We start from the raw sequence: 20,058 nt of genomic DNA, 5'->3' as shown, positions 1-20,058 counted from the left end.
TCGGAGTGCGCCGCAAAAAGTAATCAATGTCGGCTAGCCAGACGGCGCACTGGCGAGCCGATCGGGACAGCGCGACGTCAACGCCGCGACGCGTGGCACGCTGTCCCACGAGTTTCATCACGCTTCTCCGCTTAGGCGAAATGCACGCGCATGCTTGACAAGCCATTGCGCCGCGCGCGTACGGGACCCGTTGCAATGCGCCGCAACAGAGTCGCCGGCTTCGGCTTCCGCTTCGGCTTCGGCTTCGGCTTCGGCTTCGGCTTCGGCTTTCGTTTTGGCTTTGACTTCGGCGGCGCTGAGCTTTTCGCCGAACCGGCTGCGATAGAAGTCCTCGAAATGCGACATCACGTTTTCCTGCGCGCTCGCGGACAGAATCGCGTGGTCGGTGTGCTCGCAAAAAACCACGCGAACGCGGTTCAGACGCTGCAATCTGATGCCACGCACTCCGAAGTATTTTTTAAGCTCTTCGACACCTTCGTCGAGCACGCCATAAAGAAGGCGCGTCTCGACGCCACGCGCTTCGAGCGCCGCAAATGGCCGACGCTCCTCGCTCGCGCCAAGCTCCAGTCCGGTGATTCGCTCGATCCGATCAGCAAGCGTCGCTCGTAGAAGCGACGCAAAACGGGTAGCCAGTTCGCGCGCAACGGGCCAGCCGCCCGTCTGCCCTTTGACGACGCGAAGCCATTTGCGCGGCTCGCACATCGAGCGCAGATAGCTGCGCGTCGAACCGATCGCCGCGACCCGCACGGTCGGCTTACCGTTTTCATCGCAGATGTTGCGCCATGTGAATTTCTGCAGATTGACGAGCATCGCGCCCGTCACCGCCGGCTCGCGCGACGCGGCATGGAGACCGACGTAGGCGCCCGCGCAGATGCCAAGCAGCACCGCACCGCCGTGGCCACGCGCCGTGAGCCAGCGTGCGGCGCAGGCGGCGTCGTCGGCGCCGTCCTGCGCGTAGAGCGCATCGAGCGTTACTGCATCGAGCGAAGGCTGACTGTCGCCGAGTCCGCCGAGATCGACGCGAAGCGAGGCAATACCTTGCCGCGCGAGACGCCGCGCAAAACGCACGCCGAGCCGCGCGTTGCCGATTCTCGACACTGCGCCGGTGTTGACTATCAGCACCGCGGGCGCGCTTGCGCCGCCGCCCGTCGCTGGATGAGCAAGAGGCGCGCAATAGATGCCGAACAGTCTGCCGCCCTCGATCGATACGGGCGTTTCGGTGACATCCGCTTCGACGATGTGGCCTTCGACATCGCCCGCGTATGCACTCCCGCTCGGCACCTCTGCAGTGCTGGCTGTCGAGTCTCCCGCCAGCCAGTTTTCAATCGACTCGAACGCCGCGCGCGGGATCTCGCTGTCGAGCGCCTCCATCATGAACTTGCTGTATTCGCCGAAGCCCTGGCGCTCGACTTCGACGCCCTGTTCCCGATAGTGCTTGACCAGCGCATCGACGCGTGTCGCGTCCAGCGAATCGAGCACCAGCACGCGCCTCGCGGGTGCCGGCGCATCGCGCCGCAGATCGACCGCACGCAGGCTTTCGATGGTATCGCGATAGAGGCGAAAGCCGTACGCCTCGACGAACTCGTCGGTGTCGGGCTCAGGCGTGCAATCCATTGCCGCGGGCATCGACAGCCATTGACGATATCCGGCGCGCAACTCACGCTGATAGTTTTTGCCGGACAGCACGGGCGAGAGCAGCACGAGACCGTCGACGTCGCCCAGTTCCTGAGCTGCGAGCGCGGCGAGCGTGCCGCCAAGCCGCAGGCCGCACAAGCTCACGCGTTCGATGCCCGCCGATTGTCGCAGCAACGCCACGGCCTTCCTGATGCCGTCGATCCACGCCCGCCAGAGGTCCGGCTCGCTTGCGTCGCCCGCCGAGTCGCCCGTGCCTGGATAGTCGAAGCGCAGCACCGAGACGCCGCGCATGGCGAGCCGCTCGGCGAGCCGGCGCATGCCGCGATAGGTGCAAAGCGCGTCGTAGCCGAATGGGTAGCAGAGCACCACGCCATGCGGCCCGGCTGCAGGATGCAACCAGCCGAACTGGCCATCGAAGACTACTGGCCTCACGCTACGCTCCTCACAAGTCTTCTTTCGGGCATTACAGCAAAGCCCGCCCTTCGCCTCTGTACGCCCTGCCACATTGCCGCTGCCGCATTGCTTCTGTCACACCGCTTCTGCCACATGCCCCGGGCAACACGCATCCGCACACGCGTCGTAGAGCCAGGCGCCGGCTCAACTGCCCGGCGGCATGCGGCCGCCGAGCGTCGAGCGCGTGGCAAGCAGCAGGTGGTACAGAAAACGCGCGCGCAGCCGGTCGCGCAACGCGTAATGCTTCGACAGCAGCACGCGCCACGCGGCGCGCGCGTCACCGGCGCGCGCATACGCGGAAGCGGCGCGCGGTGCGACGCGCCGCAGCGCATCGTCGCGCGCGGCATGTGCGGCAGCGGGCACATCGCTCGAGCACAACTGCGCGAACGCGTGCATCGCGGGCAACGCATGCGTCGAGATGGACAAGGCCGTCTCGCGCGAGATGGAAACAAACTCGTCGACGAAGCAAACGGCTGCCGCCTGCACGCACAGGCGCAAACCGAAATCGAAATCGCAGGCTTCGCCGACTTGCGCCGCGAGCCGATAACCGATGCGTCGAGCGGCCAGCGTATCCACCAGATAACCGTTGTTCGGGAACATCTGGTCGATGCCGGCGAGCGCGGGCACGGCGAGCCGTCCCGCGCGCTCAGGCACCCGCCGGTAGTCGCGATTGAGCCGCGCGGTGGCCTCCGGCCGTGGCGTGCCGTCGTCGGCGATCACGCGCTGTTTGCCGAATGCGGCGGTCAATTGCGGATGTGCGCGCCAGCAGGCATCGAGCGTACTGAGCGCATGCGGTTCGAGCAGATCGTCGTCATGCAGCAGCACGAGCCGCGCGCCGCGCGCGCGAGCGAAGAGGCGGTTCACATTGGATGCCTGGCCAAGCCTGGGCCGGTTGCGTTCGTAGCGGATCGGGTGCGTCGCGCGCGCACGGCAACGCTTGACCATCTGCGCCGTGCGCTCGTCGCTCGAATCGTCGCCGATGACGATTTCGAACTCGCCGTACGTCTGCGCTTCGCAACTTTCGATGGCTTCTTCGAGCAGACCCGGTCGATTGCAGGTCGGTATGCAGATCGAGATGAGCCGCGGGTTTAATTCTTTCGATTCCTTCACGCTGTCCTCGCGATGCCCGTTCACCGGCCGTATGCGGTCGATGCTGATTTAACCGCGATGCAGAGCGCCCATCTGTACGCCCAGCCACACACGCAAGCGGCGCACGAGCGCAGTATCCAAGCCTGCGACAAGCCGACGCCCTCGTGCGGAACGCGCTCGTGGGTGCGGCCGCGCACCGACAACGCCCCGCACCGACCGCACCATTGCACGACATTCCCGCGGACAGCGCACCATGGAAAGAAGTATCGTCAGAAACATCGTCATCAACTTTGCAGGAGCGATCGCTCCGACGTTCATCTCCCTCGTCACGGTGCCCGCCTATATCCATCTGATGGGCGTGGAACGCTATGGCGTCATCAATCTGGTGTGGACGCTGATCGGCTATTTCAGCGTGCTGGATCTCGGCACGAGCCTCGCCACCGAAAATCAGATCTCCAAAGCGCGCGCCGCCAACGACGACTCCCTCGAACGCATTTTCTGGAGCGCGTGGTTCATGAACCTCGGCACCGGCATCGTGGGTGGGCTCATCATCTATGCGGGCACGGTCATCTACATCACGCATGGTGTCAAGATCGAGCCGGAGTTCCAGCGCGAGGTGATGGCGAGTTTGCCGTGGATTGCGGTGGCCGTCCCCATTGCCAATGTGTCATGGGTATTCGCGGGCGCGATCAACGGAGTGGAACGCTTCGCGAGCTTCAACGTCAATCAGACGCTCGGCACCGCGCTCTTCCAGTTGTTGCCGCTCGCGGCGATCTTCTGCTTCTCGCCTTCGCTTGCCGTGGTCATTCCGGCCGCGGTTCTCGCACGGCTTTTCGCCGGTTTGATGCTCGGTGCCGCGGCGTTTCGTGCGATCGGCATTCGCCGCGTGCGCATGCCGCAATGGCGCGTGATGGCCGAACTGTTCCGTTATGGCCGCTGGATGCTGCTCTTTTCCGGCGCGGGCATGATCGCGTCGACGCTCGACCGCGTGCTGGTCGGCGCGCTGCTCGGCGCGAGCTTCGTGACTTACTATGCGACGCCGCAGAACCTGATCACGCGTCTGAATCTGCTGCCTGTTGCGATGGTGCGCACGCTTTTTCCGCGTTTATCCGCCGTGTCGCGCGCGGATGCCGACGCGATCGCGCATAGCGCGCTTGCATTGCTGAACGGCGCGTTCACGCCTTGCCTGATCGTTGCGATGTTCGCGCTCAAGCCTTTCCTTGTCGTGTGGCTAGGGCCGACGGTGGCCGCTGCGGCGCCCGTCGCGTGCGTGCTGATACTCGCCGTATGGCTCGGCGGCCAGGCGGGCATTCTCGGCATACTCATCCAGGCGCAGACCAGTCCCGCCGCTATCGCGGGCGTCAGCTGGGCGCAACTGCCCGTGTTCGCCGGCGCGCTGTGGTGCGGCATCCACTGGTTCGGCATCATGGGCGCGGCGGTCGTGGTGGTGTCGAAGGCGCTGTTCGACTACGCCATGCTGCTTCACTTCGCCCGGCTGCACGTCGGCTCCATCGTGCGCAATATGCTCGTGCATCTCGCCTTCTTGCTGGTGGCACTCGCGCTCGCCGAGTCGATCAGCGCGCCGCCCTCACTGATTGCCGCCGCACTCGTACTGGTGTGCGCGAACCTGGCTCTGTCGCTGCATGGCTCCAGTGAATTGCGCGGCCTCGTGTACAAGCTCTGGACCAGACTGACTTTATCGGCAAGCTGACGTCTCGTCACACCTTCACGACGTATTGTGGAGGTCTACGAATCATTCGTGGCTATTGTGCCGCTGAAGTCACGCGGACACAGTGAAAACCGCTCGCAGTGAACGCAAGGCCGCGCTTACAGCGGCGTCGAATGGCTCACACTTTCTACCATGCCGGCACGAGCTGCGTCGATACCTCGCGTGGCAATGGTGGCGAAGCGGCGCGGCTGGCAACTCGCAAGCGTGCGTTCGTAGATCGCCAGATAGCCGTCGCTCACGCGCTGCACGCTGAACTTCTCGAGATCCCGCACCGCGCGTGCGGCCAATCCGGCGCGCCCGGCCGGATCGGTCAGAAGCCGCTCAAGCGCCGTTGCCAGCGTCACCGGATCATGCGGCGGCACGAGCACACCCGCCTCGCCCCCGTCGAGCATCTCCGGAATGCCGCCCACGCGCGTCGCGACGATCGCGCATCCCTGCTCGCGCGCCTCGCATAGCACGAGGCCCGCCGGTTCGTTGTGCGAGGCCAGCACGAACACATCGGCTTGCGCGAGATAAGCCCGCGGATCGGCGACAAAACCTTCGAAACGCGCATGTCGCGCGAGGCCAAGTTGCGAGGCCAGTTGCTCCATCGCGTTGCGGTCGGGACCTTCGCCCACGAGATACAGCACTGCGCCGGGCACGCGCTCGCGCAGCGCGGCAAACGCGTGCAACAGGTCGCGTATGCCCTTGCGTTCGTACATGCCGGCCAGCGTCACGATGCACGGATGAGCGAGTACAGGTAAGCGCGGCGCGATTGCGTCGGCGAGCCGCGGCGTGCCGAGCGCGCCGTTGCGCACGACGCTCAAGCGCGACTTCGGAATCCCACGCCGCTCCATCGCGGCGGACACTGCTTCACTGACCGCGACAACGCGGTCGCCCACACGCATCATCGTCGCGCTCTTCTGAAATTCGTTGTGCACCGTTGTGACCAGCACGAAGCGTCGCCGAGGCACACCGAAGCGCGCGATCAGCGCGCCCGTCATCATGTGCGCATGCACGACGTCGGGGTCGATTTGCGAAACCACCCTGTTGAAGCGCGCCACCATCGCCGGCACGCGCAAAGGCCGCGGCGATTGCGGCAATAGCACATGACGCACACCGTGCCGCCCGAGCAGTTCCTCGAATCCGCCGCCACCCGAGGCCACCGTTACGTCGTGTCCGGCGCGTGCCTGCATGCACGCGAGATCGACCATCACATTGACGATGCCGTTGCCCACATTCAGCGCATGATTGGCGAGATGGATGATTTTCATGGTTTTCCTGCAACGTCGATGGAGTTGCGATGAGCAGCCGCAAGCGCGGCGGTTGACGGCGTGAACCGGTACATCAATGCCTTGCCATGCGCGTCTTCTTCGACGAATACGAGGTACTCGCCCGACGCGAGACGATGCGCGGTGACAGGCATCGGCACGTCGGCCCAACCGCTCGCCGAGCCGACCTCCTTACCCGGTGTGAGACGGCCGGCTTCGCGCCCGCTCGCGCGGTCATACACCCGCACGGCCGCGCTGCGGGTTTCGACGGCGAAGATGTGGTCGCCCGCCACCGCAAAGCCGTTGATCGAGAGCCATTCCGGCGGACCGCGGTCCGGCAGGTCGATCAGGTAGCGCAGCACGGGCTTGCCCGTCTTCCAGTGGTCGTAGCGGGCAAGCTGTGAACCGGCACTATTCCAGTTGTCCTGAACAAATGGACGCGCGCGCGTCGAACCGGAGACGAACATTGTGTCGTCGTCGGGAAAGTAGTTGAGCCGTGCGACGCGATAGAACGGCGCAGGGGCCGGATATTGCCGCATCGCCGCGTAACGGTAGACGGGATTGCCGACGCGGTCGAATCCTTGCAGAGGAAAGCAGCGAATGCCGGCAGCCTCGGTGCCCTGCCAGACGTCGCCGCGGCTATCCACCCACCAGCCTCGCATTGCGGGCGCATCGGCGCCGTTGCTGCTCTGATCGAATGCGGTACGGGAGAAGTCGCCCGCGCCCGTCACGTCGCGCCAGATCCACTCGCCGTGCGCCGGCTGATTGCGCGGCCAGGGTCCGTCGATGTGCGATTGCGCGAACAGTCCCGAAGGAATCGCCGTCTCGCGATCTTCGGCGAAACGATAGATGCGCAGATACGACGAATACATGTCGGTGGTGTACAGCAGCCGGTGTCCGTCGACGTCGCGCACCATCGGCATGCCTCGCTGGCCGCCGAGGTACGGATGAAAGTATGGATCGTACGGGTAGCGGAAACGGTCGGCGGTATAGCCCGCATACGACCACTCGTGGCCCGGCGCGCGCGTGAGATCGAGCGTGAAGCGTTTGCTGCCGCTATACACGGACGGCGGATCGCCGTCGACGAACTGCGCGCCGTCGACGAACAGCAGCCCTTGCAAGCTGAAGCGCTGTCGCCCATCGGGCGTATAGCTTTCGAGCAGCGCGCCGTCGTAAGTGCTCGGCCCGGTGCCGAAGCGGCGCGGACCCGCACCGTTCATCGACACATAAATGTTGCCCGCGCGATCGACGCCCACGCCAGTCAAACCGTTGAAGCGCCGGGGCCCCGGCGCGCCCGCGCGCCCAGCGTAGATGCCGCCCTTCTCTCCGAAGCTGGCCGTCAATTTCATGGCCGTTCCTTGTTGCATATTGCCCGCCGACGTGCTCGTCCGCGCGCTCGCTGCCGCACCCGCGAGCGCGCCGGCGTCACCGGTATAGATCAGGATCTGTTGGCGCACGCCGTTGTCCGCGACCAACAGGCGCCCGCTTGCATCGACGGTCAGATCCACCGGCACGACGCCTTCAGGCAACGGCAATTCGCCGATGATTGCCCCATTGCGCGAATGGTGCACCACGCGTTGCGCGCCGTCTGTGCGGCTGTTCTCCAAGATCCATAACGAACCATCGGGCGCGAGCGCGAGGCGGCCCGGCTCGCGCACCGGGAATGCGCCGACTGCCTGCATGGTCTGCGCGTCGAACACCTGCACGCGATTTTCAAGCGCGTTCGACACAAAGAGCCGCGTGTCGTCCGCGGCCAAACCACGAATCGCATAGTCGGCCTTTGCGGAATAAGTGGCGATCAGCAGGAACGCGAGCCGGCTGCCAACCGGGAACTTCACCTGCCCGGCGAACGGCACGCCGTCGCGAATGTCCGCGCGGCTGCGGCGCGAGATACCGGTCCACACTTCCCCCTCGCGTGGCGACGGTCTGTGCTTTGCGGTTTCGTTGCCGAGGCTGACCATGGTTTGCGCGACGAACACGTACTCGTCGTTCGCGGCAATCGCGTCGCCCCCCATCATTCCCCAGCCATGCGTTTCGCCGCCGTGACGGAGCAGTTCGCCATTGCGGTACTGACCGAGTTCGCCACCGCCCTCGTCCCAAGGTGCATTAGTGAACACGTCGCCTTGCGGCGTGACGGCGATCGCCTGTATGTCGATCTGCATCCAGCGCTCGTCCCCGTAGCCCCATGTATTGCCGATCCATGACGTTCTATAGGATGACGAAGCATATGCACTGGCCGCTTGTGCGTCGGCTGCGGAATTGCTGGCCGCCGCGTGGGTCGCTTCGGTCGCTTCGGTCGCTTCGGCCACCTGCAACATCTTTGCAGCCGCGGCCGGAGCTTCCAGCTGGCCCGTAGAGACCCCACCGCCCGGCAGACGACGAACGCCCGCGCTGTGCTCCGATTCGCCCGCCGCGAGGAGCACGACGAGCGGCAGCGCGAGAGCGCCCGCGCACACTAGCCGCTCGAATGTTTTGCGTGTGATGCGTCGCATGATTACCGGCGCGTCAGAACACGTCGATCGCTTCGCGATAGATTCGCGCGACCTGTGCGGCCACCACCGGCCTGTCGAAGTTCTCACGCGCATACGTGCGGCACGCGTGTTCGTCCGGCAACTTGAGGCGGCCGAGCAACGCATCGGCCATGCCTTCGCCGATTGCCCTGAAACCGCCAGACGGCAGCACCAGACCCTGCGACAACGGCGCCACGGCTTCAGGCAAGCCGCCTACCGGCGTGACCAGAACCGGCGTGCCGGCAGCAAGCGATTCGATCGTCGTAAGGCCGAAGCCTTCTAGCGATACGGTCGGCACGACCGAGAGGTCGGCCGCACGATACCACAGCGGCACGGTCTCGTCGGGCACGAAGCCGGCAAGCGTCACGTTGCCCTCGAGGCCGCGCGCGGCGATGCGAGCCTGCAACTGCGCAGCGAGCGGGCCCTTGCCCGCAATCGTCAGCAACACGTCGGGCAGCAGCGCCTTCACGATCGCCATCGCGTCGATCAGATCTTCGAGCCCCATGCGCGACACGAGACGGCGCATGCAGAAAATCAGCGGCCGGTCCGCTGCCAGGCCGAGTTGCCGGCGTGCTTCGAACCTCGTCAAGCCAGTGTCGAAGTGCGCGACGTCGACGCATCCTGGCACGATGCGGATGCTGTCCTCACTCACGCCATAGGTCTCATGAAGCAGACGGCCGAATGCCCGCGACAGCACGATATGACGTGTCGCGCCGCGATACACGAAGCGTTCGAGCGCGACACGCAACGCGCGCGATAACCCACCTCCGCCGCCCGGATACGATTCCGCCGCCCACGGCCCATGAAAATGCACGACCTTCGGCACGCTGCGAAACACGCCTGCCGTCGGCGCCGCATAAAGCGCGAAATGCGTCGCGACGATGTCGGGCATGCGCGCGGCCCGCAACACACGCGAATGCCTGCGCGAGGCCAGCAACCGCGCGCCCAGTTGCGCCTGCGCGCCCGCGAACGATTGCACACGGCCACCGGAAGCCTTGACCACATCTGCACTGCCCGCCACCATGCCGCGCACGTTCACGCCTTGCGCGGGAAGCGTATCCACCAGCGCCTGAAACATGCGATCAAGGCCGCCTGGCCGTTCGTTGAACCAGTGCATGCCGATTTGCAGCGAATCGATTGGAGCCGCGCTCATAGTTTCACCGGCTCGCTTGCGCATGCGGGCGGCAACGATTGTGCCGCGCGGCGTGCATGCACCTGCTCGTAGACGGTCAGATAGCGCTCTGCCATGGCCTGCCAGCTCAGGTTTTGCGCCACCTCTCTCGCTCGCGTGCCGAGGCTTCGCGCGTAGTCCGTATCGCTCGCGACACGCATGATCGCGGCGCCGAGCGCCGCAGCGTCGTTAGGATCGTCGAGCACCACGCCGCTGCCCGGCGCGATCACTTCGGCGCCTCCGGCGGTGCGCACCGTGATTACCGGCAATCCCGCGGACAGCGCCTCCAGCAATACCAGCCCCATTGGTTCGTAGCGCGAAGGAAACACGAACGCATCGACCGAACGCATCAACGCGGGCATGTCCATCACCATGTCGGTGAAGTGCACGCGCGCGCTTAGTCCGAGCGATTCGACCAGCGCCGGATACGGGCTGTTGTGCAGAATGCCCGCGACCGCGAGATGCACGTCGGCGGACGTATGGACGAGCGCGTGCAGCACAGTGTCGAGGTTCTTGCGCGACATGCGCAGATCGCCCGCGAACAGCAGCATGAACGGCACTTGCGGCAAGCCGAAACGCGCGCGTTCGCACGCGCCGGGCCTGAACTCGTCGACATCCACGCCGTTATGGATCACCTGCATGCGTGCCGCGCCGGCACCCAACGCCCGCACCTCGGCCGCCACTTTCTGCGAAACCGGCACGATGACCTCGGTATGGCGAAACGCCCATTTCTCGCACGCAATGTTCAGCCACGTGTAGATAACCTGATACGCGTGATAGAAGCTGTGCTGCAGACGAAACGGATAGAAGCCGCAGCGATACCAGCCGTCGTGCACGAAGTGCGCCGCGTTGACGTCGGATCGAGCCCATGCAATGAAGCCGTTGACATGAACCACGTCGAACTCATTGCGGTGAGCGCGAACCCACGCACCGCAGCGCAAAGCGAACATCTGATACTGAACCAGCCGGGTCGGCAGGCGGCTCGTCGCAACGCGCGCGAAACGCACGCGCGGATGCGCGACCAGTTCCGCGGCCGCTTCCGCGGCAAGCAGCGTCACCGTATGCCCGGCGGCGAGCGCCGCCTGTACGATCTCGTAGTTCACCCGTCCTTGCCCATCGTTCTTGCGCACGACATGGGTAACGATGAGAATTCGCATCCTGTTGTCCTTCATCTGTATGCATCAGGTCCGCGAAAGCGCCGCGCCACTCGTGGCGTGCCGCGCTCGCGCATAGCGCGAGGAAATCACCGGCAAGGTCACGCCGAGAAAGAAAAACATCCCGGATACGGAGGTGAGCGTATTGATGAAAACCATCATCGAGAAAATGGCGACGGCCACACCCACGCCGGAGATAGCGAGAAGATCGGTTGGATGCGATCGGCTCGCGCGGTACGCGCGCCACAGCAACATGAGCACGCCTGTCGCGTAGAGCAGCGTGCCTGGCCAGCCCATCACGAAGGGCACTTCCATCAGGCCGCTGTCGAAGTCGGCTATCGCGGACGCGGATTTGTCGTCGGACAGCTTGGTGCCCTGACCCGTCGTGCCGAGGCCCTGGCCCGCGATATCGGTGAGCGCCGACGAGAGGAACGTCTTGTAGAACTCCGCACGCGCCTGGTAGCTGTTGTCCTCGCCGATGTCCTGTATGGTGCTGAAGCGCCGCATCACGGGCTCGGCCACCTGGTCGATCATCATCAGCGGCGCGGCCATCACGGCAAGGCCGAATACGCCGGCGAGCAAACGCATCCGGCTCCTGCCGTCGAGCATGGCAAATGAATAGACGAGCGCGATTGCAAAGCCGCCCCACGTACTGCGCGCGCTGGTGAGCAGCAGCGCGGGAATGCCGACACAGCCGAGCACAATGCGCGCTTTGCCTCGCGCCGCGAGCGACATCAGCAAGATCGTCATTAGCGTGACCGCGAATGGGCCGCAAGAATTCATCGTGCTGCTGATGCGCATGCCGAACGGCACCGGCTGCCCCTCGGATTCCATCTTCGAGGCGATCAGCCAGAAGGCATCCCACGGCATGGGCGAAACGAATTCGAGCAGGCCGTAGAGACTCATCAGGAGTCCGCCGTAAATGAACGTCTTCAGCAGGACCCGGTGGTAGTGCGGATAATGGCGCCACGTCACGGTCATATAAAACGCGACCATCACTGGATAGAGCCAGTTGATCAGCGTAAAGGTTGCGGCAGCAGGACCGGCTTGCGCAAACCCCACTACATACGCGTAGAGAAGTGCGATCACGATCAGCAGAAGCGGTGCGGCCCGGCGCTGGCCGAACGCGGAGACGTGCTTGACGAGCGTGAACCCCATGAGTGCGACCGCCAGCAACGGTGCGACCATGATCGGGCTTTGTTGATTGAACGCTCCGTTCACGAAGTCCGCGAGACGCCTCACCTCCGGCGTGAGAAAGAAAAGCCAGCAGACGAAGCCGAGGTAATGCGCGGGCGAGCGCCGGTACAGCAACAGCGCGACGCCAAAGGCGCCGGCTGGAAAGAACAGCTCGACCACTCTGCCCTGATGCAGCAGGATGAGGCCCAGCGTCGCGCCGAACAGCAGCAACGGCCAACGCAGCGGGTGACGCAGCGTTCTCGACGCACGGCGAACGCGAGCGGCTCTGGCCGCTCCTGCTTCGCTCCTTGTCGTTGCGCCGTGCCTGCCGTCAGCCGACGTGCGCAGCGCGAGCCGCGCGCTCGACGGCGTGATCAGCACCGGCTCCATCACAGCATCTCGAACGTGTTGACGAGCGCCGCACGGTCGCGCTCGCGCCGCCGGAAGGCAGCGAGCGGCTGCGAGCCGCGCATCTGCCGCGTGAGACCGATGAAAGGCACGCCATGTTCGAGATATGGGCCTTCCGTCTTGCGAAAGCCGAACTGCTCGTAGAACTCGCGCAAACCGAGGGGCGCGCACACACGCGCGGCGTGCCCCGGCCAACGCTCCGCAATGGCCTGCAACACGCGCTCCACCAGCATTTCGGCGGTACCGTCGCCGCGCCGCAGCGGGCTCGTCAATACCTTGTCGATCGTGATCTCGGGGTCTTCAGCATCGCCGGGCCGCACGCGAGCGTAGGCGAGAATCGGCATGGGCCGCCCCATGTCCTCCACGGCGAACACATGCAGCGAGCCCTCGTCGCGGCCATCGGCGTCGAGGTAGACATGCGATTGTTCGACGACGAACACCGCGCTGCGCGCCCGCAGGATCAGGTACAGCTCGCGTGCCGAAAGCTGCTCGAATTCCAGCGTTTTCCAGTTCATCACGTTCCCCAGCGGAATCTTTTATGTTCAACGGGACCGGCGCCGCACGCCGCCCGCGTGGGCCTCGTTCGACACGCCGGCCCGTCTGATGGCTACACGTTAAGGCCCAGATACACGCGTTTCCGTGCGGCATCGCACTGACGCTGTGCGTTGGCGATTCTTAAATACGAGGCACCGGATCGCGCATCACGTCGCGAATAAAAATCGTCCACATGCATTCGTCCACGTCGGCGAACGCGAAGAGACCGCTGCACAACTGAGGGGTACACCACCATGAAAACCGCATTGCGACGCATCCTTTCCGAATCCGCTCGCCTCGACGTATCGCCGGAGAGCCTCGCGGACGATGCCGATCTCTATGCCGCCGGCCTCTCCTCCCTCGCGACCGTGCATCTGATGCTCGCAATCGAGGATGAATTCGACATTGAGATTCCCGACCGTATGCTCACGCGCCGGCTGTTCTCGAGCATCGATTCGATGGCGGCCGCGATCACCGAGTTGCAACAGGCGAAAGCAGCATGAACGCCCCGCTGCTGGATCCGGCTGCTTCGGCGGCTGCGACCGCGCCCGCGGCACTGGCGGCGATCGAGCCCGAACCCGCCTGGCGCGCGGCGGCGCAACGCTGTGCAGCGGTAGCCGCGCAGTTCGCCGACGCCGTCGACAGCGACGCGCGGTTTCCCGCCGAAGCGTTCGCGGCGCTCAAGCGCGAGCGCCTGCTCTCGGCGATGGTGCCGGCGGCATACGGCGGCGCGGGCCTCTCGCTCGCGGACGTCGGCGCGATCTGCGAAACGCTTGCTCAAGGCTGCGCCTCCACCGCGATGATCTATGCGATGCATCAGATCCAGGTCGCGTGTATCAACGAACACGGCAGCGAGTCGCCATGGCACCGGCAGTTGCTCGCGCAACTTTGCGAGCAACAATGGCTTTTCGCATCGGCAACGTCTGAGGAAACGATCGGCGGCAATATGCGCACGAGCGCGTGCGCGGTCGAGGCCGACGGCGAGCGCTTTTCGATCGAAAAGCTTGCCCCGACGATTTCATATGGCGCGCATGCGGACGCCATTCTGGTCACTGCGCGCCGCACCGCCGAGTCGGCTGCCGCGGACCAGGTGCTGATCGTCGCGTTACGCGATGAAACGCTGCTCGAAAAGCGCGGCGCCTGGGATTCGATGGGCATGCGCGGCACCTGCAGCGAAGGCTTCAGGCTGGTCGCCAGCGGTCTTGCCGAGCAGATCCTGCCGACGCCCTTCGCCGAGATCGCCGACCAGACCATGCTGCCGGTTTCGCACACGCTGTGGGCATCGGTATGGACGGGTGTGGCCGCCGATGCAGTGAATCGCGCGAAGGCCTTCTACAGAGCACAGGCGCGTTCGAAGCCCGGCGCGATTTCGCCGGCCGGCATGCGCCTCGCGCATGCTGTCGGTCTGCTGCAGATGATGCAGGCGCGTCTTTCGGTGGCGCTCGACGCGGCGCGTGCAGCGCACGCCGCACGTCTTCATGAATCGCGGGCCGATGCGCCGCTCGCCGCGATGCTCGGCTTCGCGTCCGACATGAACACGCTGAAGACCAGCATCTCCACGACCGCACTGGATGTCGTGCACGAAGTGCTGATGATCTGCGGCATGGCCGGATACAAGAACGGCACGCCGTACAGCGTGGGACGCCATTTGCGCGACCTCTACTCGGCGCCGCTCATGATCAATAACGACCGCATCGCGCAGAACACCGCGAGCCTGCTGCTCGCGCAGCGTCCTGCCGCGTCGGGGAGAGTCTTATGAATACGATGACCGATACCGCTGCTCTCGCCACCGCCGCGAATGGCGACGAACACATTGCGCCGAGCTTTCGCGACGAGTTGCTGGCCGCGGGCCTGTTGATAGACACCGGCGAAAATGGACTGTATGGCCGCAGCCAGGTTTTCGAGGACGTCGTCGATCGGCTGAACGCCGCTATCACGCACCTCGGAGCCGATCAGGATGCCGAAGTATTGCGCTTTCCGCCGGCCATGCGCCGGACAGACTTCGAGGACAGCGAATATCTGAAGAATTTCCCCGACCTCGCCGGCACCATTCACTCGTTTTGCGGCAACGACATGGGCCACCGGCGCCTGTTGCAAGCGCTGGACCAAGCGATGATCGCAAGCGACGACGATCGCAGCGACGAATGGATGGCTCAGCAAAAGCCCACGCGCGTCGTGCTGACACCGGCCGCCTGTTATCCGGTCTATCCGGTACTGGCGCGGCGCGGCCCGCTGCCTGCCGGCGGGCGCACCATCGACGTGCTCTCGTATTGCTTCCGCCACGAGCCGTCTCTCGATCCCGGGCGCATGCAGATGTTTCGTCAGCGCGAATATGTGCGGCTCGGGAACGCGCACGAGGTAATGGCGTTCCGCCAGATGTGGATCGAACGCGGCTCGCTGCTCGTCTCGCTGCTGCAATTGTCTGTTGAAGTGGACCTCGCCAACGACCCGTTTTTCGGGCGCGGCGGGAAAATCGTCGCCGATAGTCAGCGCGCCCAGGCGCTCAAGTTCGAACTGCTGATTCCCGTTGCGAACCCCGACAGCAAAACCGCGTGCCTGTCGTTCAACTATCACATGGACCACTTCGGCAAGATCTGGAAGATCGCCTGCGAAGACGGCACGCTCGCGCATACCGGCTGCGTCGGCTTCGGCATGGAGCGCATCACGCTCGCGCTGTTCCGTCATCACGGACTGGACGTGAAAGCGTGGCCCGACGACGTTCGCGCATTGCTATGGGGCGATACTGCAACGCGCGTCGCGCAGGGCATGGCACAGATGCAGGCGTTGGCTGCTGCACCGGGCACCGGAGACGGCGCATGAATCCATCGCAGAGGCGCTTGCCGGGAAACACGTTCTCCACATTCCAGTTGCCTCGGCGACGCGCATTGTCTGCTAACGCTGAGCACGTTTCATCGCAAGCCGCGGCATCTCGCGCGCGAGAAGCGCGCCCGCGTCAGCACGAGCCGCATGCATTGCATCAGGGCGAGCGCGTCTGGCAGGAAACCAATTGCTATGTGGACCTGTGGATCGAATTGCTGCACGGCTTCGGTCTCGATCCGCGCGCCGCGTTTGGCTTCACGGTCACGCAGGACTTCGAAGGCGATCAGTTCACGTTCTTCAAGTTCCCTCTTGAAGACCTGGAGCGGCTCTACGGCACGCAGGTCCAGGAGCTCGCGATCTACGACTCTCTCGAAGCACGCGTGCTCGCGCAGACTCTGCGCGGCCACACCGTGCTCGTCGAAGTAGACGGCTTTTATCTGCCGAACACGCGCGCCACGTCGTATCGTCGCGAGCATCCGAAGACCACGGTGGGCATCGACTTCATCGACCCGGACGCGCGCCGCCTCGGCTATTTCCACAACACCGGCTATCACATGCTGGATGGCGAGGACTACGACGGCGTATTCCGCAAGCTGCCGCAATTCGCACAGCAGCCCGACCTGCTGTTTCCCTACGTCGAATTCGCGAAGCAGGCGCGGCCCGCGCTGGAAGGCACGGCACTCGCGGAAGCGTCGGCGGAACTGTTGTGCGCGCATCTGGGCCGGCGGCCTTTGACGAATCCGATCTCCGAATGGCGTGCCGCATTCCCGGGCCACCTCGATACGCTGCTCGCGCGCGGTGAGGCGTTCTTTCACCCGTACTCATTCAATCTGATGCGGCAGCTCGGCGCGAACTTCGAGTTTCTCTCCAAGTATTTGCTGTGGCTCTCCGCGCAAGGCTTCGAGATTCCCGCGACGATTCCCGCCGCCGCGCAGCGTATCGCGTCGGAGTCGATGGTCATGCAGTTCCGGCTCGTGCGCGCGATCGCACGCGGACGCCGCGACACGTGCGACGACTGCTTCGACGTGCTGGAAAGCGCTTACGAACAGACACTGCCGCCGCTCGCCGCTCTCGTGTTGTGACGCATGCGCCCCGAGCCCCGGGGACTCATCAGGAACCCGCCGTGGATGCACTGACGACCGACCCGGTGCCCGAACACGATGACATAGGCGGCTTGCCGGCTGCCGCGCTCGACGTTGCACCTGCGCATGCGCAAGCACCAGGCTCGCTTTCGCATGCCGCGCAAGCCGTGCAACTCGCGCCCGACGACATCTGGCCGCTGCGACTCGACACCGGCTGGCAATGTGTCAGTACGCCGGCCGGCGCATGTGCGTCACCGAACGAGCTGCCCGCCCACGGCTGGCTCGCGGCGCAAGTGCCCGGCACGGTGGCGAGCGCGCGCCGAGCCGCGGGTCTCTTCGACGTGGCGCATCCCGAACCCCTCGCCTTCGACGATCACTGGTATCGCATTACGCTGAACGGCACGGGCAAACGGCGCTTGCGTATGCACGGACTGGCGACCATCGCGGAAGTCTGGCTCGACGGCGTCAAACGCCTCGAATCCGATTCGATGTTCGTCGCACACGACCTCGACGTCGAACTGAACGGCAGCGCGACGCTCGACATATGCTTTCGCTCTTTAACGCCAGCGTTGGCGGCAAAACGCTCGCGCGCGAGATGGCGGCCGCGGCTCGTCTCGCCGCCCACTTTGCGCAACGTCCGCACGACGCTGCTCGGCCATATGCCGGGCTGGTGCCCTTCTGTACACGCGGTTGGGCCGTGGCGGCCAGTCGAGATGCTGAGCGATGCACGAAACGCCGTTGACCACTTTGAAGTCGCGAGCAGGATCGACGGCGACGACGGTATTGTTTCGCTAACGCTACATTTCGTTCATCCGCACGATGCCGCGGCGTGCCGCGCTTCACTCAGTTGCGGCGGCCACGTTTCGTCGTTGCAATGGCGCGATGCCCGCACGCTGACCGGCAGCGTGCGGGTGCCGTGCGTCGAGCGCTGGTGGCCTCACACGCACGGGGCGCCCACTTTATATCCGCTTCTATTGCACCTCGATGACAGCGGGGTATTCCCTCAACCGCTGGGCTCGATCGGCTTTCGTGAGATCGCAGTGGAACGCGGCGCGCATGGTACGGGCTTCTCGCTGCATATCAACGGCGTGCCGGTGTTTTGCCGCGGCGCGTGCTGGACGAGCGTCGATCTCGTCACGCTGGCCGGCAGCGAAGCGCAACTGCGGCACGCCTTCGAACTAGCCCGCGGCGCAGGCATGAATATGCTGCGCGTGGGCGGCACGATGGTCTACGAGTCCGACCTCTTCTATACACTCGCCGACGAATACGGTGTGCTCGTGTGGCAGGACTTCGCATTGGCGAATTTCGACTACCCGAAGGATGCGGCCTTCAGTGCGTCGATCGAATGCGAGGCGGCGCAGTTTCTCACCCGCACGCGCCGCTTCGCTTCGCTCGCGGTGCTCTGCGGCGGCAGCGAGGCCGATCAGCAGGCCGCGATGTTCGGGTTGCCGCCTTCGATGCGCGTGCAATCAGTATTCGACGAGCTGTTGCCCTCGATCGTCGCTCGCGAACGGCCGGACGTGCCATATGTGAGCAACTCCCCCTCAACAGGCGTGTGGCCGTTTTGCACTAATGAGGGCATCACTCACTACTATGGCGTGGGCGCGTATCAACGGCCCCTCGACGATGCACGTCGCTCGCAGGTGCGGTTTGCCGCCGAATGTCTCGCCTTTGCCAATGTCCCCGACGACGCCACGTTGAATGAAGCGCTCGGTACGATCCATCCGCACGATCCGCGCTGGAAAGCCGCAGTGCCGCGCGATCCCGGCGCAGGGTGGGATTTCGACGACGTCCGCGACTACTATCTTCAGACGCTTTATGGCGTGGAGCCGGCGCGCCTACGCTACGAAGACCCGCAGCGCTATCTGGACGTGTCGCGGGCAGTGGTGGCTGAATTGATGGGCGAGGTATTCGCCGAATGGCGCAGGACCGGGTCGGACTGCGGCGGCGGACTCGTCTGGCAGCTTCAGGATTTGCGACCGGGCGCCGGCTGGGGGTTGATCGACGCCACTGGACGGCCTAAAAGCGCTTTGTACGGCCTCGCGCACACGCTGCAACCCGTACAGGTGCTCCTCACCGACGAAGGCCTCAACGGCCTCGATATCCACCTGATCAATGAGCGCGCGCAAACGTTGTCGGCGCAACTCGAGCTTGTCTGTCTGCGCGACGGCCGCGTGAAAGTTGCGCAGGCGAGCCGCGCGGTGCAACTCGCGCCGCGTGCCACTGCTCGCATATCCGCCGCCGACTGTCTGGGTCAGTTCTTCGATCTGACGCATGCCTACCGCTTCGGCCCGCGCGCCCACGACGTGACGATCGCGACGTTGCGCGATGCGGCGAGCGGGCAGATCGTTTCTGAAGCGTTTCATTTACCGGAGCGGCGCATTGGCGAGCGTCACGAACTCGGTTTGACCGTCACACTGGAGCGCGCCGGCGACGGCTGGCAGTTGGTGATAGAAGCGCAGCGCTTCGCGCGCTTCGTTCATATCATTGATGCACACTACCGCGCCGCGCACGACTGGTTCCACCTTGCGCCGAACCGTCCTTGCATCGTGCCGCTCATTCCGCTCGCGCCGTATGCATCGCAAAGCACGATGGTTGCGCGCGCATCGAACGCCGGCTTTAAAGCTGATGCAACAAATGCGGCACCCGCCGGTGAAGTGCGTGCGCTCAATGCCGCGTGCCGCACGTTCTACCGGTAAACGTATCTTCTACCGCTGATTCCTTCGCAGGGCGCGTAAAACCTCGCGCTGCGCGAATGCATTCTGTCTGCGGCGGCCCACCACTGTCGGTTTTCTCGCGACTTCTGAAACCACAAACGATGAACCGTACGGCAGCGAACGCAGAGCGTTGAACACATCTGAATCAATTCCGGCACATCGCGGACATCGCGTGAAGCGGTGCCTGGAAAGGCCCGGTTCCCCTCAGTGCTTGCTGCGCGCTACCCCTGCCAACCGACGCGAACCCAATCGGATCAAGCACTTGGCTCATATTAAAACAGCGTCCACGACGCCCGCCGCCACGATGGCCGATGTACAGAATTGAAACAA

The 20,058-nt window shown here is 64.6% G+C and carries 14 protein-coding genes; 6 read left to right on the top strand and 8 right to left on the bottom strand.

Going from position 1 to position 20,058, the window contains the following annotated elements; translation table 11 throughout:
• Positions 1-117: 117 nt before the first annotated feature.
• Together RW095_RS26515 and RW095_RS26510 are read right to left on the bottom strand one after the other, a co-directional pair.
• A complete protein-coding gene (locus RW095_RS26515) occupies positions 118-2,067 on the bottom strand; it encodes an alpha/beta fold hydrolase (protein WP_317021798.1) in 1,950 nt (649 codons plus the stop codon).
• 165 nt (positions 2,068-2,232) lie between these two features.
• Positions 2,233-3,198 (bottom strand): glycosyltransferase family 2 protein, encoded by a 966-nt coding sequence (locus RW095_RS26510; protein WP_317021797.1) that lies wholly within the window; start codon positions 3,196-3,198, stop codon positions 2,233-2,235.
• Between the two features lie 232 nt (positions 3,199-3,430).
• On the opposite strand from RW095_RS26510, the gene RW095_RS26505 reads away from it, so the two are divergent.
• On the top strand, positions 3,431-4,888 hold the full coding sequence (locus tag RW095_RS26505; protein ID WP_317021796.1) for an oligosaccharide flippase family protein: 1,458 nt from the start codon (positions 3,431-3,433) through the stop codon (positions 4,886-4,888).
• A gap of 116 nt (positions 4,889-5,004) precedes the next feature.
• Here the strand turns inward: RW095_RS26505 and RW095_RS26500 are convergent, their stop codons facing one another.
• Genes RW095_RS26500 through RW095_RS26475 form a run of 6 tightly spaced genes read right to left on the bottom strand, consistent with a single transcriptional unit; the run spans position 5,005 to position 13,090 of the window.
• On the bottom strand, positions 5,005-6,159 hold the full coding sequence (locus tag RW095_RS26500) for a glycosyltransferase family 4 protein (protein WP_317021795.1): 1,155 nt from the start codon (positions 6,157-6,159) through the stop codon (positions 5,005-5,007).
• Positions 6,156-8,648 carry an NHL repeat-containing protein gene (locus RW095_RS26495; protein ID WP_317021794.1) on the bottom strand — a complete coding sequence of 831 codons (2,493 nt, stop codon included), beginning with the start codon at positions 8,646-8,648 and terminating at the stop codon, positions 6,156-6,158. Before RW095_RS26495 ends, RW095_RS26500 begins: the two co-directional genes overlap by 4 nt.
• Positions 8,649-8,661: 13 nt before the next feature.
• Positions 8,662-9,819 carry a glycosyltransferase family 4 protein gene (locus RW095_RS26490; RefSeq protein WP_317021793.1) on the bottom strand — a complete coding sequence of 386 codons (1,158 nt, stop codon included), beginning with the start codon at positions 9,817-9,819 and terminating at the stop codon, positions 8,662-8,664.
• On the bottom strand, positions 9,816-10,994 hold the full coding sequence (locus RW095_RS26485; protein ID WP_317021792.1) for a glycosyltransferase family 4 protein: 1,179 nt from the start codon (positions 10,992-10,994) through the stop codon (positions 9,816-9,818). Before RW095_RS26485 ends, RW095_RS26490 begins: the two co-directional genes overlap by 4 nt.
• Before the next feature lie 24 nt (positions 10,995-11,018).
• A complete protein-coding gene (locus tag RW095_RS26480) occupies positions 11,019-12,557 on the bottom strand; it encodes an O-antigen ligase family protein (RefSeq protein ID WP_317021791.1) in 1,539 nt (512 codons plus the stop codon).
• Entirely contained in the window at positions 12,557-13,090 is a 534-nt protein-coding gene (locus RW095_RS26475) for a GNAT family N-acetyltransferase (protein ID WP_317021790.1), read from the bottom strand. The genes RW095_RS26480 and RW095_RS26475 overlap by 1 nt, the downstream gene beginning before the upstream one ends.
• A gap of 273 nt (positions 13,091-13,363) precedes the next feature.
• Between RW095_RS26475 and RW095_RS26470 the strand changes: the two genes are divergently transcribed.
• Genes RW095_RS26470 through RW095_RS26450 form a run of 5 tightly spaced genes read left to right on the top strand, consistent with a single transcriptional unit; the run spans position 13,364 to position 19,710 of the window.
• Positions 13,364-13,612, top strand: coding sequence for an acyl carrier protein (locus RW095_RS26470; RefSeq protein ID WP_128594893.1), 249 nt, complete (start codon positions 13,364-13,366; stop codon positions 13,610-13,612).
• Positions 13,609-14,868 carry an acyl-CoA dehydrogenase family protein gene (locus RW095_RS26465; protein ID WP_317021789.1) on the top strand — a complete coding sequence of 420 codons (1,260 nt, stop codon included), beginning with the start codon at positions 13,609-13,611 and terminating at the stop codon, positions 14,866-14,868. The genes RW095_RS26470 and RW095_RS26465 overlap by 4 nt, the downstream gene beginning before the upstream one ends.
• Positions 14,865-15,929, top strand: coding sequence for an amino acid--[acyl-carrier-protein] ligase (locus RW095_RS26460; RefSeq protein WP_317021788.1), 1,065 nt, complete (start codon positions 14,865-14,867; stop codon positions 15,927-15,929). The genes RW095_RS26465 and RW095_RS26460 overlap by 4 nt, the downstream gene beginning before the upstream one ends.
• Complete coding sequence (locus RW095_RS26455) at positions 15,926-17,011, top strand: DUF1839 family protein (RefSeq protein WP_317021787.1); 1,086 nt, start codon at positions 15,926-15,928, stop codon at positions 17,009-17,011. Before RW095_RS26460 ends, RW095_RS26455 begins: the two co-directional genes overlap by 4 nt.
• A gap of 41 nt (positions 17,012-17,052) precedes the next feature.
• The gene (locus RW095_RS26450) at positions 17,053-19,710 is read left to right on the top strand and encodes a glycosyl hydrolase 2 galactose-binding domain-containing protein (RefSeq protein WP_317021786.1); all 2,658 of its coding nucleotides are present in this window, start codon (positions 17,053-17,055) and stop codon (positions 19,708-19,710) included.
• Positions 19,711-20,058: the final 348 nt, after the last annotated feature.

The sequence above is a fragment of the Paraburkholderia kirstenboschensis genome, assembly GCF_032806925.1.
Taxonomy (GTDB): domain Bacteria; phylum Pseudomonadota; class Gammaproteobacteria; order Burkholderiales; family Burkholderiaceae; genus Paraburkholderia; species Paraburkholderia kirstenboschensis.
Note: the sequence above shows the minus strand (reverse complement) of the source record. Positions and strands in the feature narration are given on the sequence as shown.